17 protein-coding genes, 1 other RNA gene, 1 pseudogene and 1 riboswitch are annotated in these 18,877 nt (G+C 63.3%); of the genes and pseudogenes, 14 read left to right on the forward strand and 5 right to left on the reverse strand.

Features of this window, described 5'->3' with window-relative positions; all coding sequences use genetic code 11:
- Positions 1–49 precede the first annotated feature (49 nt).
- Complete coding sequence (ettA, locus tag AB6O04_RS04625; RefSeq protein WP_368562607.1) at positions 50–1,714, reverse strand: energy-dependent translational throttle protein EttA; 1,665 nt, start codon at positions 1,712–1,714, stop codon at positions 50–52.
- Positions 1,715–2,011: 297 nt separating this feature from the next.
- On the opposite strand from ettA, the gene glyA reads away from it, so the two are divergent.
- From glyA to thiL, 11 genes are all read left to right on the forward strand, one after another.
- Positions 2,012–3,280: a serine hydroxymethyltransferase gene (glyA, locus tag AB6O04_RS04630; protein ID WP_368562608.1), complete on the forward strand. Its 1,269-nt coding sequence runs from the start codon at positions 2,012–2,014 to the stop codon at positions 3,278–3,280.
- Positions 3,281–3,355: 75 nt separating this feature from the next.
- Positions 3,356–3,775, forward strand: a complete 420-nt coding sequence (locus tag AB6O04_RS04635; RefSeq protein WP_368562609.1) for a four helix bundle protein — start codon at positions 3,356–3,358, stop codon at positions 3,773–3,775.
- Entirely contained in the window at positions 3,775–4,299 is a 525-nt protein-coding gene (nrdR, locus tag AB6O04_RS04640) for a transcriptional regulator NrdR (protein WP_368562611.1), read from the forward strand. The genes AB6O04_RS04635 and nrdR overlap by 1 nt, the downstream gene beginning before the upstream one ends.
- A gap of 6 nt (positions 4,300–4,305) precedes the next feature.
- On the forward strand, positions 4,306–4,800 hold the full coding sequence (locus AB6O04_RS04645; RefSeq protein WP_368562612.1) for a GNAT family N-acetyltransferase: 495 nt from the start codon (positions 4,306–4,308) through the stop codon (positions 4,798–4,800).
- A gap of 159 nt (positions 4,801–4,959) precedes the next feature.
- On the forward strand, positions 4,960–6,024 hold the full coding sequence (gene ribD / locus AB6O04_RS04650; protein WP_368562871.1) for a bifunctional diaminohydroxyphosphoribosylaminopyrimidine deaminase/5-amino-6-(5-phosphoribosylamino)uracil reductase RibD: 1,065 nt from the start codon (positions 4,960–4,962) through the stop codon (positions 6,022–6,024).
- Between the two features lie 18 nt (positions 6,025–6,042).
- Positions 6,043–6,831: a class I SAM-dependent methyltransferase gene (locus AB6O04_RS04655; protein ID WP_368562614.1), complete on the forward strand. Its 789-nt coding sequence runs from the start codon at positions 6,043–6,045 to the stop codon at positions 6,829–6,831.
- Between the two features lie 226 nt (positions 6,832–7,057).
- Positions 7,058–7,318, forward strand: a riboswitch (FMN riboswitch).
- A gap of 260 nt (positions 7,319–7,578) precedes the next feature.
- Positions 7,579–8,181: a riboflavin synthase gene (locus AB6O04_RS04660; protein WP_368562615.1), complete on the forward strand. Its 603-nt coding sequence runs from the start codon at positions 7,579–7,581 to the stop codon at positions 8,179–8,181.
- A gap of 194 nt (positions 8,182–8,375) precedes the next feature.
- The gene (gene ribB, locus AB6O04_RS04665) at positions 8,376–9,473 is read left to right on the forward strand and encodes a 3,4-dihydroxy-2-butanone-4-phosphate synthase (protein WP_368562617.1); all 1,098 of its coding nucleotides are present in this window, start codon (positions 8,376–8,378) and stop codon (positions 9,471–9,473) included.
- 266 nt (positions 9,474–9,739) lie between these two features.
- Positions 9,740–10,207 (forward strand): 6,7-dimethyl-8-ribityllumazine synthase, encoded by a 468-nt coding sequence (gene ribH / locus AB6O04_RS04670; protein WP_368562619.1) that lies wholly within the window; start codon positions 9,740–9,742, stop codon positions 10,205–10,207.
- Between the two features lie 22 nt (positions 10,208–10,229).
- Positions 10,230–10,697 (forward strand): transcription antitermination factor NusB, encoded by a 468-nt coding sequence (nusB, locus tag AB6O04_RS04675; RefSeq protein ID WP_368562621.1) that lies wholly within the window; start codon positions 10,230–10,232, stop codon positions 10,695–10,697.
- A 149-nt stretch (positions 10,698–10,846) separates the two neighbouring features.
- Positions 10,847–11,797, forward strand: coding sequence for a thiamine-phosphate kinase (gene thiL / locus AB6O04_RS04680; protein WP_368562622.1), 951 nt, complete (start codon positions 10,847–10,849; stop codon positions 11,795–11,797).
- A gap of 150 nt (positions 11,798–11,947) precedes the next feature.
- On the opposite strand, the gene AB6O04_RS04685 is transcribed toward thiL, so the two are convergent.
- The 3 genes and pseudogenes from AB6O04_RS04685 to AB6O04_RS04695 form a co-directional block, all read right to left on the reverse strand.
- Positions 11,948–13,297 (reverse strand): FAD-binding oxidoreductase, encoded by a 1,350-nt coding sequence (locus AB6O04_RS04685; RefSeq protein WP_368562872.1) that lies wholly within the window; start codon positions 13,295–13,297, stop codon positions 11,948–11,950.
- Positions 13,298–13,496: 199 nt separating this feature from the next.
- Positions 13,497–13,871: a YraN family protein gene (locus AB6O04_RS04690; RefSeq protein WP_368562623.1), complete on the reverse strand. Its 375-nt coding sequence runs from the start codon at positions 13,869–13,871 to the stop codon at positions 13,497–13,499.
- Positions 13,861–15,123, reverse strand: a pseudogene (locus tag AB6O04_RS04695) (penicillin-binding protein activator); the annotation flags it as partial. The gene AB6O04_RS04690 and the pseudogene AB6O04_RS04695, both read right to left, overlap by 11 nt.
- Before the next feature lie 184 nt (positions 15,124–15,307).
- Here AB6O04_RS04695 and rsmI point away from each other — a divergent pair.
- From rsmI to rnpB, 3 genes are all read left to right on the forward strand, one after another.
- Entirely contained in the window at positions 15,308–16,138 is an 831-nt protein-coding gene (rsmI, locus tag AB6O04_RS04700; RefSeq protein ID WP_368562624.1) for a 16S rRNA (cytidine(1402)-2'-O)-methyltransferase, read from the forward strand.
- A gap of 90 nt (positions 16,139–16,228) precedes the next feature.
- A complete protein-coding gene (gene chrA / locus AB6O04_RS04705; protein ID WP_368562626.1) occupies positions 16,229–17,398 on the forward strand; it encodes a chromate efflux transporter in 1,170 nt (389 codons plus the stop codon).
- An 87-nt stretch (positions 17,399–17,485) separates the two neighbouring features.
- Positions 17,486–17,847, forward strand: an RNA gene (gene rnpB, locus AB6O04_RS04710) — RNase P RNA component class A.
- Between the two features lie 161 nt (positions 17,848–18,008).
- Here the strand turns inward: rnpB and AB6O04_RS04715 are convergent.
- Complete coding sequence (locus AB6O04_RS04715) at positions 18,009–18,773, reverse strand: NRDE family protein (protein WP_368562627.1); 765 nt, start codon at positions 18,771–18,773, stop codon at positions 18,009–18,011.
- Between the last annotated feature and the right edge of the window lie 104 nt (positions 18,774–18,877).

The raw sequence follows: 18,877 nt of genomic DNA on the forward strand, positions 1-18,877 counted from the left end.
CGGGGTGACGGGATGGCAAAGCCGTGCGCTTTGCGCACGGGCCATCACGTCACTTGAGTGCCTTGAACCTTAGGCGGTGGGGCTTGGCGCCTTCTTCGCCCAGCCGGCGCTTCTTGTCTTCTTCGTATTCGCGGTAGTTGCCCTGGAAGAACTCCACGTGCGAGTCGCCTTCGAACGCCAGGATGTGGGTGGCGATACGATCCAGGAACCAGCGGTCATGCGAAATCACGAAGGTGTTGCCCGGGAACTCAAGCAAGGCGTCTTCCAGCGCGCGCAGCGTTTCGATGTCCAGGTCGTTGGACGGTTCGTCCAGCAGCAGCACGTTGCCGCCCTGCAACAGCGTCTTGGCCATATGCAGGCGGCCGCGTTCACCACCCGACAGTGAGCCGACCATCTTCTGCTGGTCCTGGCCCTTGAAGTTGAAGCGGCCGATGTACGCACGCGACTGGATTTCCACACCGTTGATGTTAAGGATGTCCAGGCCGCCGGAAACTTCCTGGAAGACGTTGTGGTTGCCTTCCAGCTTTTCGCGGCTCTGGTCCACGTAGGCCAGCTTGACGGTCGGGCCCATGGCGATCTGGCCCGAATCGGGCTTTTCCTGCCCGGTGATCATCTTGAACAGCGTCGATTTGCCCGCGCCGTTGGGGCCGATGATGCCGACGATGGCGCCAGGCGGCACGATGAAGCTCAAGTTGTCGATCAGCAAGCGGTCGCCGAACTTCTTGGAGACGTTCTTGAACTCGATGACGCTGTTGCCCAGGCGCTCGCCAGGGGGAATGAAGATTTCATTGGTTTCGTTGCGGCGCTGGTAATCGACCGATTGCAGCTCGTCCAGGCGGGCAAGACGGGCTTTGCCCTTGCTGCGGCCGCCCTTGGCATTCTGCCGCGACCATTCCAGTTCCTTTTGGATCGCTTTCTGGCGGGCCTTTTCCTGGTTGTCTTCCTGCTTCAGGCGCTCGTCCTTCTGCACCAGCCAGTCGGTGTAGTTGCCTTTCCACGGAATGCCGCGGCCGCGGTCCAGTTCCAGGATCCACTCGGCCGCGTTGTCCAGGAAGTAGCGGTCGTGGGTGACCGCCACCACGGTGCCGGTGTAACGGGCCAGGAACTGCTCCAGCCATTCCACCGACTCGGCGTCCAAGTGGTTGGTGGGTTCGTCCAGCAGCAGCATGTCCGGCTTCTGCAGCAGCAGGCGGCACAGCGCCACGCGGCGCTTTTCGCCACCGGACAGCTTGCCGACCACCGCGTCCCACGGCGGCAGGCGCAGCGCGTCCGCGGCAACTTCCAGCTGATGTTCCAACGTATGCGCATCGCCGGCGGCCAGGATGGCTTCCAGGCGCTGCTGTTCGGCGGCCAGCTTGTCGAAATCGGCGCCTTCCTCGGCGTAGGCTTCGTAGACGCGATCCAGCGCGGCCTGCGCCTGCAGGACTTCGCCGACGCCTTCCTCTACTGCTTCGCGCACGGTTTTGTTCGCATCCAGTTCGGGCTCCTGCGCCAGATAGCCGACCTTGATGCCGGGCTGCGGACGGGCCTCGCCCTGGAAGTCCTTGTCCACGCCGGCCATGATCCTCAGAACGGTCGACTTGCCGGCGCCGTTCAGGCCCAGCAGGCCGATCTTCGCGCCCGGGAAGAACGACAGCGAGATGTCCTTGATGATTTGGCGCTTCGGCGGCACGGTCTTGCTGACGCCGTTCATGGTGTAGATGTATTGCGACATTGGCGATGAAACTCCGCAGACGGTCAGCGACGGCCTGCCTGGGGCAGGGGCCGCGAAAAGGAAATCGGGATATCCGGATTATCGCGGATATGGGGGTGGCATGCCAATTTTCGAGTGGTGGGCGCCCATTTCTGAGCGTTACGAGCCTTATCGGAAAGATGCGGTTGAGCAGGGAGGGAGCGATTGGGGTGGCGGGAGGCAGCTGCCCTCACGAAACCCGCCGCCAGCGGGAGCAGCCCATCCAACATGGTCGGAACCGTTACAATCCCAGGCCCCGATTCCCGCCTTGGAGTGACGATGTTCCCGCGCGACGCCCGTATCGAAGGTTATGACCCTGAACTGGCTGCGGCCATCGCGTCCGAAGCCCAGCGGCAGGAAGACCATGTCGAGCTGATCGCCAGCGAGAATTACGCCAGCCCCCGGGTGCTGGAAGCCCAGGGCAGCGTGCTGACCAACAAGTACGCCGAAGGCTACCCCCACAAGCGCTACTACGGCGGTTGTGAATTCGTCGACGTGGCCGAGCAGCTGGCCATTGACCGCGTCAAGCAGCTGTTTACCGCGGACTATGCCAACGTGCAGCCGCACTCCGGTTCGCAAGCCAACCAGGCGGTCTACTTCGCCCTGCTGAATCCGGGCGACACCATCCTGGGCATGTCGCTGGCCCACGGCGGTCACCTGACCCACGGCGCCAAGGTGAATGCCTCCGGCAAGCTGTTCAATGCCGTGCAGTACGGCGTGAATGACCAGGGCATGATCGACTACGACGAAGTCGAGAAACTGGCGGTGGAGCACAAGCCGAAGATGGTGGTGGCGGGCTTCTCCGCGTATTCGCAAGTCATCGATTGGTCGCGTTTCCGCGCCATCGCCGACAAGGTGGGTGCGTATCTGTTCGTGGACATGGCGCACGTCGCCGGCCTGGTCGCCGCCGGTGTGTATCCCAATCCGCTGCCGCATGCGCACGTGGTGACGTCCACCACGCACAAGACGCTGCGCGGTCCACGCGGCGGCATCATCCTGTCCAGTCGCCAGGGCAGCGGCGATGCGGGTGAAGAGATCGAGAAGAAACTTCAGAGCATCGTTTTCCCGGGAATCCAGGGCGGTCCGCTGATGCACGTGATCGCCGCCAAGGCCGTGGCGTTCAAGGAAGCGCTGGAGCCGGAATTCACCACGTACCAGCAGCAGGTGGTGAAGAACGCCCAGGCGATGGCCGAGACCATCATCAAGCGTGGCTACAAGATCGTCTCCGGCGGCACTCAGAATCACCTGATGCTGGTCGACATGATCGGCAAGGGCATCACCGGCAAGGACGCGGAAGCCGCGCTGGGCAAGGCTCATATCACCGTCAACAAGAACGCCGTGCCCAACGACCCGCAGAAGCCCTTCGTCACCTCCGGCCTGCGCATCGGTACCCCGGCGGTCACCACGCGCGGCTATCTGGAACCCGACTGCGTAGCCTTGGCCAACTGGATCTGCGACGTCCTGGACAATCCGAAGGATGAGAATGTCATCGCTTCGGTGCGTGAGAACGTGACCAAGCAGTGCAGGCAGTTTCCGGTTTATGGCTGAGAGAAGCGGGACCAGGGAGCGGGGAACAGGGAATGACGGTTCGGGATGAACTGATAGACAACAAGGAGGTTGGAAATGGCGACGGACTTTCGTGAGTTGCGAGTTTGGGAGGAGGCGATGGTACTGACCGAACAGGTTTATCAGCTGGTACAGCGATTTCCCGCTGATGAACGTTTTGGGCTGACGAGTCAGCTTAAGCGCGCCTCTATGTCAGTGCCATCTTGCATTGCCGAAGGTAATGGGCGCGGTTCTATACGTGACTATCTCCGCTTCCTGTCCATGGCGGCTGGCTCACTTGCAGAGATACAAACGCAAATACTGTTGGCGTTGAGGCTGGGTTTTGTCGAACGCAAGCATGCAGATCCTTGCTTAGCGCAGCATCGATCGGTTTCCATGCTCTTGCAGGCAATGAAAAACTCTCTGCAACGCCGTAGCGCATCCGTGTCCGCAGGAGCTCATTCCCCGTTCCCCGTTCCCCGTTCCCCGGCGCTCTGATGCACTGCCCCTTCTGCCAGCACACAGACACCCGCGTTATCGATTCGCGCGTTTCCGAAGACGGCGCGACGATTCGGCGCCGCCGCGAGTGCGAGGCTTGCGGGGAGCGTTTCAGCACGCTGGAGAACATCGAGATCAAGCTGCCGGCGGTAATCAAGAGCGATGGCCGCCGCGATACATTCGATGCCCGCAAGCTGCGCGCCGGCTTCGATCGCGCGTTGCAGAAGCGGCCGGTGTCGGAAGAGCAGATCGAATCTGCCGTCCGCGCGGTGGTGCACAACATTCGAATGAGCGGCGAGCGCGAATTGCCTTCGCGCCGCATCGGCGAATTTGTGATGAACGAATTGCGCAAACTGGACCACGTCGGTTACGTGCGCTTCGCGTCGGTCTATCGCAGTTTTGAAGATGTAGCCGACTTTCGCGAGGAAATCGAAAAGCTCGAGCGCGATCTGCCCACCGCTAGCGGCCAGCTACCGTTGTTGGGTGCGGATATCGTGCCTATCGATAAGAACAAGAAACGCTAAGCTGGCGTGGAAATCGCCTATCTTTGCGATCATCCTTCACTCGCACCGGCCTTGGCGCAGGCCCATGTGGACGCCTTTGGTGGTTTGCTTCCGGATTGGACGGTCGAGCAGGCACTGGACGAACTGAGAACGCATGATCGCCGCCGCGCCATTCCCACCACGCTGATAGCAATAGGTGATGGCGATTGGCTGGGTTCGGTCAGCCTGCTGCAGAACGATCACGACGATATTCGCCAGTACTCGCCCTGGCTGGCCAGCCTGTACGTCAAACCGGAAGCGCGCCGGCATGGCGCGGGTCGCCTGCTGGTGACGCGTTGCGTGCAGGAGGCGGCGGCTCTGGGGATTGATCGGCTCTACCTGTACTGCACGGACGCGGTCGACTATTACCGCGCCTTGGGTTGGCAAGTGCACGACCAACTGCAGCTGGGTCCGTTATTCGTTACCGTGATGGCTATCGATTTGGTGTCTTGTGACTCTAAGGACCGCTTCCATGCCAGGTAGGAGCGGCCTCTGGCCGCGAGCTCTTCCTGTCAGGTGACGATAGAAGCTGGGTGGCGATAGAAACCAGGCGCGGCAGTGAACCGATTACTTTCTGACTAAGCAGCAACCAGGATATTCCCCGTGACTGAAACGACGTTCACCGCATTCGATCACCAGTGCATGGCGCGCGCGCTGCGCTTGGCCGAACGTGGCGCCTACACCACCAAGCCCAACCCGATGGTGGGCTGTGTGATCGTCCGCGATGGGGAAGTCATCGGCGAAGGTTTTCACCAGCGTGCCGGCGAACCGCATGCCGAGGTTTACGCGCTGCAGGCGGCGGGCGAGCGTGTCAAAGGCGCCACCGCTTATGTGACGCTGGAACCTTGCGCGCATACCGGCCGCACCGGACCCTGCGCGGATGCATTGATCGCAGCGGGCGTATCGCGGGTGGTCGCCGCCATGCGCGATCCATTCCCGCAGGTGGATGGCGCCGGTTTCGATCGGCTGCGGGCGTCGGGCATCGCGACGGAGTCGGGATTGATGGAAGCCCAGGCGCGCCAGGTCAACCGTGGGTTCCTCTCGCGGGTGGAGCGCGGCCGGCCCTGGTTGAGGGTGAAGCTGGCCACCAGCCTGGACGGCCGCACCGCGACGGCCAGCGGGGATTCCAAGTGGATCAGTGGTGAAGCCTCGCGCCTTGACGTACAGCGCTGGCGCGCGCGCGCAGGCGCCATCCTGACCGGCGCGGGCACAGTGCTGGCGGACGACCCCTCGCTTACGGTGCGCCTGGGCGACGACACGCCGTTCGTGCCGCCGACACGGGTGGTGCTGGACCCGGGGCTGGCGACGGTCGCACGCGGAAAAGTGCGCGAAGGCGATGCGCCCACGCTTTACATCCACACCGCGGATGTCAAACCACCCCGGGCCATGGATGCCGAGCGCATGGTGGCACCGGCGATCGGCAGCAATTTCGACCTGAAGGCCGTCTTGGAATTATTGGCGGCCCGTGGCATCAACGAGGTCCAGGTGGAAGCGGGCGCCACCTTGGCGGGCGCTTTCGTTGCCGCCGGGCTTGCCGATGAGCTGTTGCTGTACGTGGCGCCGGTTCTGCTGGGTGATCGCGCTCGTCCACTGTTCGGTGGACTGGGAATCGACGCGATGGCCCAGCGGATGCATCTGAAGATTGTCGACTCGCGTGCAATTGGCGAAGATCACCGCCTCCTGTTGCGACCGGTAGCGCCGGCCTGACGGACTTCGGAAAACCCCATGACGTCTTTCAAAGATCACTTTTCCGGTATCGCCCAGGCCTATGCCTCGTCGCGGCCAACCTATCCGGACGCACTGTACGATGCGATCACGGCCGTGGTGCCCGCCACCGCCGACGTTTGGGAGCCCGGCTGCGGCAGCGGCCAAGCCACTCGCGGCCTCAGCCAGCGCTTCGCTCATGTCTACGCTACCGATCCCAGTGCCGCGCAGATCGAACGCCATTGGGCGGCGCAAGATAAAAACAGCAACGTCACCGTGGCGGTGGAACTGGCCGAAACCACCGCATTGCCGGACTGCAGCGTGGGATTGATAGCCGTGGCGCAGGCACTGCACTGGTTCGAGCGGAAAGCATTCTTCGCCAGTTGCGAGCGTGTGTTGCAACCGGGCGGTGTGCTGGCCGCTTGGACGTATCAGGACATCGTGTTTTCCGACGACATGGCCGAGGCCGCGGAAAACATCCGCGACGACATCGACGATTACTGGCCGCCGGAACGCAACGACGTGGATCTGGGCTACAGCGACTACCCCTGGCCATTCGAAGCCTTGCCCGCCCCCAATCTATGGCTCACCGCCGATTGGACCCTGCCGCATCTTTTGGGGTATTTCGGCAGCCTGTCGGCGACCGCGTGTTACCGCGCCGCGACAGGGCGCGACCCGGTGGAAACCCATGCGGCGGAGCTGGCCGAAGCCTGGGGCGATCCGATGACGGTACGTACCTTGCGCTGGCCACTGGTGCTGCATTTGCGTCGCAAGCCGACGCTTTCCGCAGGCCAAGAGAGCCTGGGCTGACCACCGCCTGAAAGGGCCGCACGAGTCCGAAACGCGCTGCTTCGCCCTGCAAGCTGCGACATAAGTGCGCGTATTCGCAAGGAAGCTGGCGCGGGTGCCCATTGACGCTTGGCGCCATTTTGACCGTTTGCCTACTTCCGCTTGGCTACGAAATCCGGAACGGTCCGTCCGAAAGAGCGTAGGAGGACGCGGTGCTAGAATGCGGGCGCCGGTTCGCCGGCACACGTAACGTCTTCAGGGCGGGGTGCGATTCCCCACCGGCGGTAGGTTGCTTAGAGATGCGGCGCTCGGTAGAGCGCCTTCCATTTTCCCTGCCTCGCACTGCGGGGGAGGGCAAGGGTGGGGGATGGGTCCGGTCGATTTCAAGCCGAATTCGTTCTGGATCGATAGCGACGAGCCCGCGAGCGCTTCCGGCCCCGCCGGAAGGTCAGCAGATCCGGTCCAATGCCGGAGCCGACGGTCATAGTCCGGATGAAAGAAGACGGCGGTGCGCGATTGCGCAAGGTCCAAGACCTTGCGTTCGCCTGCCTGCCTCATGCCTTGGGGCGTTTTTCGCTTTTGCCTTTTGCGAGAAACGTTTTCCATGTTCAAGTCGAACCCAGTGCCGCACCGTGAATCCACCCACCGCTCGTTGGAAATGAGCGCCGTGGGCATTTTCGTTTTCTTGCAGTCCCATGAGGGGCGACGGACGGCGCGGACAAAATCCGATAGCGCCGCGCATGCAATGCCTATCTTGGAGGTGCGCTGATGTTCACCGGCATCATCGAAGGCGTAGGTCGCCTGCGTGATTCGGAAGTTCGCGGGGGCGACGCACGGTTGATCATCGAGGTGGGCACGCTGCCATTCACGGACGTGCGCCTGGGCGAGAGCATCGCCGTCAATGGCGTCTGCCTGACGGTGGTGGAGTTCGATAAGGCTTCGTTTCACGCGGATGCTTCCAACGAAACCTTGTCGCTGACCACGCTGGGCGCTCTGAAGCCGGGCGCGCTGGTCAACCTTGAACGCGCGATGCTTCCCACTGATCGGCTGGGTGGCCATCTGGTCAGTGGGCATGTCGATGGAATGGGCACTGTGATCGACATCCGTGAAGATGCACGCGCGCAGCGTTGGCGCTTTTCCGCGCCGGCTCCGCTGCTGCGCTATATCGCCAAGAAAGGGTCCATCTGCGTGGATGGGGTCAGCCTGACCGTTAACGAGGTGGACAACGAAGGCTTCGAAGTCGCGTTGATTCCGCATACCGTCTCGCACACCGCTTTCTCGCAGACAGGCGTGGGCGACGCTGTGAATCTGGAAATCGATCTGGTTGCGCGCTACGTGGAGCGGCTTCTGCAGGGTACGTCCATTTCTTGAGATCTTCAGTCGTCATCCCAGCGGCTTCTAACAGCCGAATGGCTGGTCAGGCTGGGATCCATTTTGCTTTTGCTTTCTTTGGACCGCGAACAGAAACGGCAAAAAACAAAAGCAGCCAGATGTTCCCGGCTTGGCCATCCATTCAGCTGTTGAATCCGGCTGCATGACAAGTACCACTTTTCTTTGGAATACCCATGTCCTTCGCTCCAATCCCCGAATTACTAGAAGAAATCCGCAACGGCCGCATGGTCGTCATCGTCGATGATGAAGACCGCGAGAACGAGGGCGATCTGATCATGGCCGCCGAACTGGTCAAGCCGTCGGACATCAATTTCATGGTGACCCACGCACGTGGCCTGGTCTGTTTGTCGCTGACGCGCGAACGTTGCCGTCAGTTGGGCCTGCCGCCGATGGTCCAGGACAACACTTCGCAGCACCACACCAACTTCACCGTCAGCATCGAAGCGGCCGAAGGCGTCACCACCGGCATCTCCGCCTACGACCGTGCCCACACCATCCGTACCGCCGTGCGGCCGGACGCCAAGCCTGAAGACCTGTCGCAGCCGGGCCATATCTTTCCACTGATGTCGCAACCCGGCGGCGTGCTGAACCGCGCCGGCCATACCGAAGCGGCTGCCGACCTGGCGCTGTTAGCCGGTCTGGAGCCCGCTGGGGTGTTGGTGGAGATCCTCAACCCCGACGGCAGCATGGCGCGCCGCGCGGAACTGGAAGTGTTCGCCCGCGAGCACGGGTTGAAGATCGGTTCGATCGAAGACCTCATCAGCTATCGCCTCAGCACCGAGCACACGGTGGAACGCGTCGATCAGCGCGACATCGATACCGAGCACGGCGCGTTCCGTCTGTTCACCTATCGTGACCGGTTGAGCCATGGGCTGCACTTTGCCCTGCTGCGCGGACAGGCGGATGCGCAGACGCCCACCCTGGTGCGCGTGCACATGCAGAATCCGCTGGCTGACGCGCTGCACTGGCGGCGCGCCGACTTTGGCCCAGCGGTGGGTGACGTGCTCAAACGCATCGCCGCCGAAGGGCAGGGCGCGCTGGTATTGCTGGGCGATTCCACATCGCCCGACGCTCTCCTCGACCGCATCCGTGAATCCCCCGAACCCGCACCTTCCCGAGCCGGTGCGCTGGCCGAATGGCGGCGCAACGGCGCAGGCAGCCAGATCTTGGCCGACCTTGGCCTGGGCAAGCTGCGAGTGCTGGGTACCCCGCGCCGGCAGATCGGTTTGGCGGGGTTTGGGCTGGATGTGGTGGAGTATGTGGCGCCGTGAGGCGGGGAACGGGGAACAGGGAATAGGGAACAGGGAACAGGGAACAGGGAACAGGGAACAGGGAACAGGGAACAGGGAACAGGGAACAGGGAACAGGGAACAGGGAACAGGGAACAGGGAGCAGGGAGCAGGGAACAGGGAACGCATTTCCGCGTGTGTCTGAAGGTGCACGGACTTCCGGTGCCTGAGATCGAACATTCCCCGTTCCCCGTTCCCGGCTATCAGCTCCCTGCTAAACTGCACGACCCCTAGGAACTCCAAGCCCCATGCCTCATTACGAAGGCGATTTGCGTGCCCCTGATGGCGCCCGCTTCGCGATCATTGCCAGCCGGTGGAATGCGCGCATCACCGATGTGCTGGTGGCGGGTGCCCGTCAAAGCTTGGCCAGCAACGGTGTGGTCGAGGGTGCTATCGATGTGATCCGGGTGCCGGGTGCTTGGGAAATCCCTGTCGCGGTCGCACGCATCGCAGCAGGAGGCGGCCATGCGGCGGTCATCGCGCTGGGTTGCGTGATCCGCGGTGAGACCCGCCATTACGAACACGTGGCCGACCGTTGCGCCGAAGGCCTGATGCGGGTGCAGTTGGATTTCGGAATTCCGGTGCTTAACGGCGTCCTGGCCGTGGACCGTATCGAAGATGCCGAGGCACGCGCAGGCGGTAGCCATGGCAACAAGGGCGAAGAAGTCGCGCTGGCCGCGGTGGAAATGGCGCAGCTGCTGGAGCAGTTGCCATGATTAACGCAGTGCAGGAGCAGCCATGAGCCGGCATCAGCATCCCCCCCGCAAGGACGGCGTGGACCCCGTCACTCGTGCACGTGCGCGTCGGCGCGCCCTGCAGGCGGTGTATGCCTGGCAAATGTCCGGTGGCGAAGTGGGGCAGGTGATCTCCCAGTTCGCGCATGAGCAGGCGCATGAAATCGCTGATCTGGAGTATTTCGAGGACTTGGTGCGCGGCGTGGTCAAGCATCGCCGCGAACTGGATGAAGCCTTGCTGCCGTTTTTGGACCGCACGGTGGAAGAAGTCGACCCCATCGAGCGCGCGGTGCTGCGCATTGCCGCCTATGAGCTGCTTCACCGCATCGACGTGCCTTACCGCGTGGTGCTGAACGAGGCGATCGAAACTTCCAAGCGTTTCGGTGCGGAGCATGGCCACACGTACGTCAACGGCGTGCTGGACCATGCCGCCGTGGAATGGCGGCCCGTGGAAGCGGGTAAGAGCCGCTAACCGCGCCCCGATAGTTTCTCAGTGCGCGCGAATCAAGAACGCGCCGCAGCGCGTCCGTATGCCAAACAGGCAGGCTTCGCTTCTGTCGCGATCGGGCAGAAAAAGCTCACGCCCATCGCTACCCGCGGATTGCCGGCTATCCTGTCGCCATGAGTCTCGGCGAATTCGATCTGATTGCCCGCATCCGCGCGCGCGTCCAGCAGCGCGGCGATGTCGTATTGGGTATTGGCGACGATGCGGCGTTGCTGCAGCCGCCTTCGGGGCGGCAACTGGTCGTCACCGCCGATACCCTCAACGACGGCGTGCATTTTCCTGGGGAAACCGCACCTGCGGATGTCGGCTGGAAAGCGCTGGCGGTCAATTTGTCCGACTTGGCGGCGATGGGCGCGGAACCGGCGTGGTGCACGCTGTCGCTCTCGCTGCCGGAAGCGGATTCCGCATGGACCGATGCATTCCTCGACGGGTTCCTGGAACTCGCGCGGCAGCATGATATTGCCTTGATCGGCGGCGATACCACGCGTGGCCCGCTGTCGATCTCGGTCACTGCGATGGGCTTCATTGAACCCGGTCGCGCACTGCGTCGCGATGCCGCGCAGGTAGGCGATGAGATATGGGTGAGCGGAACGCTGGGCGATGCCGCCGCTGCGCTGGCGCAGCTCGGTGGCCATGGGGATGCCGCGTTACGGGTTCGTCTGGACCGCCCGACACCGCGCGTTGAAGTGGGCCGCGCATTGATCGGCATTGCGAACGCGGCGGTGGATATTTCCGATGGCTTGTTGGCCGATCTGGGTCACATCTGCGAGCGTAGCGGGGTGGGGGCGGAAATCGAAATGACATCGTTGCCGGCATCGCCTGCTTTGCAGCAGGCATTCGAAACGGCACAACGTTGGTCATTCCAGGCCGCGGGCGGCGACGATTACGAACTGTGCTTCACCGCACCGCCGTCGCATCGCGATGAATTGCTTCGCGTCTGCGAATCCATTGGCGTCGCGGCTACACGCATCGGCCGCATCGTACGCGGCAGCGGCATTGTGGCCCTGGATGCAGATAGTCGTGCGTGGCAGGCTCTGCGCCAAGGCTTCGACCATTTCTCAAGATAGATGGTGAACCTCGTGCAGGAGCGGCGTCCCGCCGCGAGCTCTTCGCTTCTATTGCAATCTGACAGGAAGAGCTCGCGCCGAGACGGCGCTCCTACGGTCAGAGGCGGTTCCTATAAATGCAGCGATTTCGATCCGCCATCCATATCAGGATCAACGCGCGGGCAACACTTTCCCAGGATTGAGAATGCCGTCAGGATCGAAGGCGGCTTTGATCGCACGCATGACATCCAGCGTGGGCGTGCCAAAAGCATCGCGCATGAATTCACGCTTGGTCACGCCGATGCCGTGCTCGCCGGACAGTGTGCCGTCCAAACTCAGCGTTAGGGCGAACAGACGCGGAAGCGCGGCTTCGGCGCGCTGGCATTGGCCGTCATCGGCCGGATCGAAAAGAATATTGACGTGCAGGTTGCCGTTGCCGGCATGGCCGAAGGCGACGATGGGCAGATTGAACTCCGTCGCCATTGCCTCCACGCCGGCGACGAGTTCTGGGATGCGCGATACCGGCACCACGACGTCTTCGTTGATCTTGCCCGCAGCGATAGTACGCAGCGCTGGCGACAAGGATTTGCGCGCCGCCCACAGGATTTCGCGCGAGGCCTCGTCGGGCGCGACATCCAAAGTCAGCAGGCCGGCCCCGCGCGCGGCGACCGTCACTGCTTCCAGTGCGTGCGGCAGCGTCGCTTCATCTCCATCGACTTCGATCATCAACAGTGCGCCGGCATCGGGAATATCGGCACCGCCGACCTCGCGCGCCAAGCGGATGCAGGCGCGGTCCATGAATTCCAGCATGGCGGGCGCGATCGGTTGCGTCATCACTCGCATCACCGCCGCGGCGGCGCTACCCACGTCTTGATACAACGCCCGCAGGCTGGCGCGTTGCGGCGGCAGCGGCAGCAGTTTCAGTGTGGCTTCCACGATCAACGCCAACGTGCCTTCGCTACCCACCAGCAGGCGGGTCAGGTCATAGCCTGTCGCGTTCTTGGTGGTGAGACCGCCGCTATGGATCACTTCGCCGGTGCCGCTGACGGCGGTCAATGCGAGCACGTTGTCGCGAGCGGTGCCGTACTTCACCGCGTGCGGTCCACCGGCATTGCAGGCCAGATTGCCGCCAATGGTGGAAACATCGGCACTGGCCGGATCTGGCGCCCAGAACAACCCATGCGGCGCGAGCGCACGCTGCAGATCGCCGTTCAAAACTCCAGGCTCCACCACGGCGTAACGATCCCCCGGCTGGATGTGCAGAATGCGGTTCATGCGTTCGAACGAGAGCACTACGCCCCCGCTGTAGGGAATCGCCGCGCCCGTGCTGCTGGTGCCAGCGCCGCGCGCCACGATGGGCACGCCATGGCGACGACAGACACGAACCAGTGAGGCGACTTGTTCGCGCGTCTCCGGCAACGCTACGCCAACGGGAAGCGCATATCGCTTGGAATTGTCTTCGCCATAGCCACGGCGAGAGAGATCATCGGTACGCCAGTATTCGCCCAGCAAAGCGGACATCTCGGTGTCGAAGGCGGGCGGGAGCGTATTCACCCGGGCATTGTAGAGGTAGGCGTGCCGGTCTCGGCGGTAGGAGCGGCGTCCCGCCGCGAGCTCTTCCTGTCAGGTCGCGGGAGAAGCTAAGAGCTCGCGGCGGGACGCCGCTCCTACCGCTGAGACGGCGCTACTACCGCCTGGGCTATCCCCGCGGTGTATCCGGCTACACGTCGTCGGCGCGGAAGGCGTCTTTGATCCAATGGAGGCGCGGTGCGGTTGGATCGCCTTCGGCTTCGACGACATCGAAGCGGCACGGCGCGTGCGCGTATTGGCGGTGGCCAACCAGGAACAGCTGCGCGGCCAGGACCAGTTTGCGGCGTTTGCGGATATCGACCGACGCCGCGCCGCCACCAAAAGCGCGCGAGCGCCGGTAGCGCACTTCCACGAACACCAAGGTGCCCGCGTCCTCCATCACCAGGTCCAGTTCGCCGCCGCGGTAGTTCGCATTGGCGGCTATCTCACGCAAGCCCGCGCGCTTCAGTTCCGTGCGGGCGGCGTCTTCCGCAACATTGCCGCGTGCGCGGCGATCAACCGCCATCGGCGATCGGCACCGCACGACCGCCGCTGAAGGTGGACCATGCCGGCGAGCGCAGTACGTTGCCGAACCCGTCCAATTGCAACTTGCCGGTGGCACCGCGAAGTTCCGTATTGCCGAGTGCGAGCTTCTCCAGATAAGCCGTCAGCAGCCAGGCGTCGTATCCGAAAGCGAACAAACGCGCCGCCGGGCCACGGGCGGTGGCGACGCGTTCGGCCACCACGCTGGCGGCGGGCAGGCCCGCGGTACCGCGCGAGCTCCACAGGTCGGTGGGGAACACTACGCCGTCCAGTGCCATGTCCTCTTCGGGCTTGCCGGTGCCCGATGGCAGCTGCGAAGTGGCTACACGCGTCTTGGCGCCCAGTCCCGCGAATGCCAACTGCGGCATGATCGCTCGCGCTGGAGCGCCCTTCAGCGCGAGGAACACCGAATCCGTTCCGCGTTGCGCAGCCGCGGTCAGGGCAGCGGATAGATCACCCGGCGCATCCGCAACGCTCAATATCTGCACGATGGTGCCGCCACGTTCGCGAAAGCGATCACCGAACGCCTGTGCCGCACGACGACCGTTGTCGTCGTTGCCGGCGATCACCAGGACGGCGCGGCGTTCGCGTTCCAGCAGATACTCCGCAGCGATCAATCCATCGTCCTCCGGTGCCAGCGAAAAACCGGCATTGCCCGGCGGCGGCGTTTCCGCGGCACGATTCAGCACCAGCATCGGCACCGACAGGTTGGACTCTTTGAATATCGCGCCCACTTCATCGCGGCCCAACGGCCCGACGACGAAATCAGCGCCAGCGGCGACCGCTCGTCCGTATGCGGCGATGGCACCGCCAGGCGTGCCGGCGGTGTCGTAGAAATCGACTTCCGGACGACGGCGCTTTTCATCGTAGTAGCCGGTCAGCAGACCGTCGCGGACGGGGGCGGCGGCAGTAGCCAGGTCGCCGGAAAGCGGGAGCAATACCGCCAATTTCATGGGCGGTCGGTAGCCATCGCTGTCCGCGGGCGGACGATTCCCGGCGGCGAAACCCCATTGTTCGCCTCGTTCGAACGGCCGCGGCAGCGGAAGGCCACGGCGCAACAGGGCGCGGCCCGCGAAGTCGTACAAAGGATCGCCTGGCGGCAATGCGGCGGCATCACGCGACAACGTGGCGTCGTCCAGCCCTGACAGCAGCCGCTCGATCTCGCGCGCATTGTCGATCCGGGCCTGGCCCGTCAATTGGGCGTCATTGGCCGCCAAGGGTGCCGCCGCCACGAAGGCGGGATTCGATCGCGGTGCCGGCTTAACCGGTCCACTGACCTGGGACGTGGCGCAGCTGGCCATCAGCAACGTGGCCAGCAGCAATGTGAAGATCCTTCCGAATCGCTTATCCATGGGCATACTCAGCGGCGGGACGTGGGAACCGGCTACGATTCTACCCTTGTGGAAGGATGCTCCCTAAATGCCAGCTGGAACCCTGTTCATCGTCGCCACCCCTATTGGCAACCTGTCCGATCTATCGCCCAGGGCGCTCGATACCCTGCGGGGCGTGGCTGCGGTCTGCGCAGAGGACACCCGCCGTACCAGGCAGTTGCTGTCGCATTTCGGCATCGACAACGCACTGGTGGCGCTGCATGAGCACAACGAAGAGGCGCTGGCGCAGCGCGTTGTCGCGCGTTTGACCTCTGGTGAGTCGCTGGCGCTGGTCAGCGATGCCGGCACGCCGCTGGTCAGCGATCCCGGTTATCGCCTGGTCCGCGCGGCGCGTGCAGCAGGAATCGTTGTCAGCCCCATCCCCGGCGCATGCGCCGCAATCGCAGCGTTGAGCGTAGCCGGGCTGCCGAGTGATCGATTCGTTTTCGAAGGCTTTCTGGCGGCCAAAGCGTCGGCACGGCGCGAACGCCTGGCGCGATTGGCCGGCGAGACCCGCACCTTGGTGTTCTACGAGTCCTCGCACCGCATCGCCGACTCGCTGGAGGACATGCGCGGCGCTTTCGGCGACGAACGCCCAGCGGTACTCGCGCGCGAGCTGACCAAACTGTTCGAAACGGTGCTGGACGGCAATTTGGCCGAGCTGCATGCACGCGTCGAAGCCGACGATAACCAACGCAAGGGCGAGTTCGTCTTGATCGTGCAAGGCGCTGGCGATGATGCCGACGCGCAGCTGGCGGAAGGAAAACGCGTCTATTCGATGCTCAACGAGCATCTGCCGCCGTCCACCGCCGCCAAACTGGCCGCCGAGATCACGGGAGCTCCGCGCAAGGCGTTGTATGGGTTGAAGGAGCCGTCGTGAGAAACCAGCTTTCGCCCATCTATCGTTCTGTATGAGCAGGTGATGGAAACAGGAACGGCAACGGAACAACTCCGTGGGAATCTCCGAGGTGTGTTTCTGGTCTTCCTGCGTCTGGGTCTGACTTCCTTCGGCGGGCCTATCGCTCATCTCGGATATTTTCGGGACGAGTTCGTGGTGCGTCGCCGTTGGTTATCGGAAAGCGAATACGCCGAGCTGATCGCGCTTTGCCAGTTCCTGCCCGGTCCGGCCAGCAGCCAGGTCGGCATGGCGATCGGCATCAAGCGTGCGGGCTTGCGCGGAGCATTGGCGGCGTGGTGCGGGTTTACACTGCCGTCGGCGCTGTTGATGATCCTGTTCGCGCTTGGCTTGATGCGTTGGGGGCAGGCATTGCCGGCCGACGCGCTGCACGGCATGAAGCTGGTGGCGGTTGCGGTGGTGGCGCAGGCGGTGTGGGGAATGGCGCGGATGTTTTGCCGTGAGCCGGTGCATCTGGCGCTGGCGCTGGTCTCGGCGCTGCTGATGATCGTATGGCCGCAGGCGTTGATGCAGGTCGGGGTGATTCTGCTGGGTGCCGGCGTCGGCTTGCTGTTGCGGCGATCATCAACCGTGATCGGGGAAACCGGCTTGGCGATTGCGTTACCCAAAAGATACGGCGGATGGGCGCTGTCGATCTTCTTTGCTCTTCTGTTGGCGCTGCCGTTGGTTGCCGCATGGTCGGGCGACGAAAATGCGCGGATTCTCGATGCGTTCTATCGCGCGGGGTCGCTGGTATTCGGTGGCGGACACGTTGTGCTGCCGTTGCTGCAGGCCGAAGTCGTAGCCCCGGGATGGATGAGCGCGAGTGATTTCTTGGCAGGTTACGGCGCCGCTCAAGCGGTGCCGGGGCCGTTGTTTACCTTCTCCGCATTTCTGGGTGCGGCGATGGCGGTGGGACCCGGCGGCTGGCTAGGGGGAACAGGGTGCCTGTTCGCCATTTTTCTTCCCTCGTTTCTGCTGGTGGTTGGCGTGCTGCCGTTCTGGGCGCAAGTGCGGCGTCACGCATTGATTCAATCAGCACTGGCGGGTGTCAACGGCGCCGTGGTTGGCCTGCTGCTGGCTGCGCTATACAACCCGCTATGGACCAGCAGCGTGCGCGATTGGCGAGATATCGCTTTGGTGCTGGCGGCGATAGCAGCGCTGATGTGGGCCAAACTGCCTCCCTGGCTGGTGGTGCTGGCGTTGGGCTTCGGCGGATTCGCGATGGCGTTCTTTTCGATTTAAGCCGGCATATCTTTGTATCCAGCCGTACAGGCTGCGTTCTCCCAACCACGCGTCGCGCGGTCACTGGCGTGCGACAATGCGCGTGGCGGAGCCGGCCAGACAGTCGCGTCATCGATCATGCTTGCATGATGGGTGCCGAGGAAAGTCCGGGCTCCATAGGGCACGGTGCCAGGTAACGCCTGGGCGGCGCAAGCCGACGGAAAGTGCAACAGAAAGATACCGCCTAAGACTACGCAAGTAGGACGGCAAGGGTGAAATGGTGCGGTAAGAGCGCACCGCGAGTCCGGCAACGGACCGGCACGGCAAACCCCACCGGGAGCAAGACCAAATAGGGAGGCAATGCCGCGGCCCGCGGTGTCTCCGGGTAGGTTGCTTGAGCGTAGCGGTGACGCTGCGCCTAGAGGAATGACTGTCCACGACAGAACCCGGCTTATCGGCCGGCTCCGCCACTTTTGTCGAGGTACATCGATTGCTTCGGGATGTGCCTATGTTCGATCGTTATTCGATGTAGGAGCGCCGTCCTCGGCGCGAGCTCTTCGCGTCAGATCGCGGGAGAAGCGAAGAGCTCGCGCCGAGGACGGCGCTCCTACGACAGGGGACTTGGGCAAATTCAGTTGTTGTTGCTCAGCGTCGTTTCGCCTGTGAATTCGCCGCCGGCGTTGAACCGGCGCTCGCTGATCCAGCCTTGGCCGTCATAGCCGATGGCAATCAACGTGCTGGCGCGGGTGCCATAAACCGCGTCACGGATGAAGATGGCCGACAGCATCCGCTCGCGCTCCAGTTCCAGGCCAGTATCCGGAAGCTCGTCGTCGGGCGCGGGGGTTTCGTCGGTCAGCGCGCGCCAAAGCGGCTCCAGATCGCTTTCCCCTGCCGCCAGCCAATCAGCCAACGCCCCGGCCAGCCGGCGGGTCTTGGGCCAGGGCTCGTCCAGATCACCGTTGGAAAGGCCATGTACGCCGTCGCTGAGGCTCATCTGCCGAGGAGCGGGGTAGTTGCTGATGAATTCGCAGCGGACCGCGTCGGACACCAGCAGGTTGAAGGGGGCGTAATCCACGGCGCTGCCCAGCAACGCCTGCCCGTACCTGGTGGCGTGTCCCGCCGTGGTCAGGAATTCCGTCGTCAGCCGCCCGCGTGAGGGCGCTTGCGGAAGCACGATGCGGGGATCCCGCACATTGGTGACGACGGCCATTCGTCCACCTCGGTCCAGTCCGGCCCAGGTTCCACCCGATCGCAGATCCCGACCTGCCAGCACGTCGCCGCCGGATTCCCATGGGGAAAGGGCGGCAGTGGGGCGCTCATGGAATTCATCGCGGTTTCCGGCCAGCAGCAATCGCCAGCGGGGGTGGACGTTCCAAGCGAGAGCGAGCACGCACATTGGCGGAATCTGAATGACGAGGCGAACCCCACCCGTCTAGTGTCGCAAGTTTTGATGAGATCGCCGTAACGCCCTGATCATGTCGCTGAATCACGCCTCAATCT

Source organism: Pseudoxanthomonas sp. UTMC 1351, from assembly GCF_040948865.1.
Taxonomy (GTDB): Bacteria; Pseudomonadota; Gammaproteobacteria; order Xanthomonadales; family Xanthomonadaceae; genus Pseudoxanthomonas_A.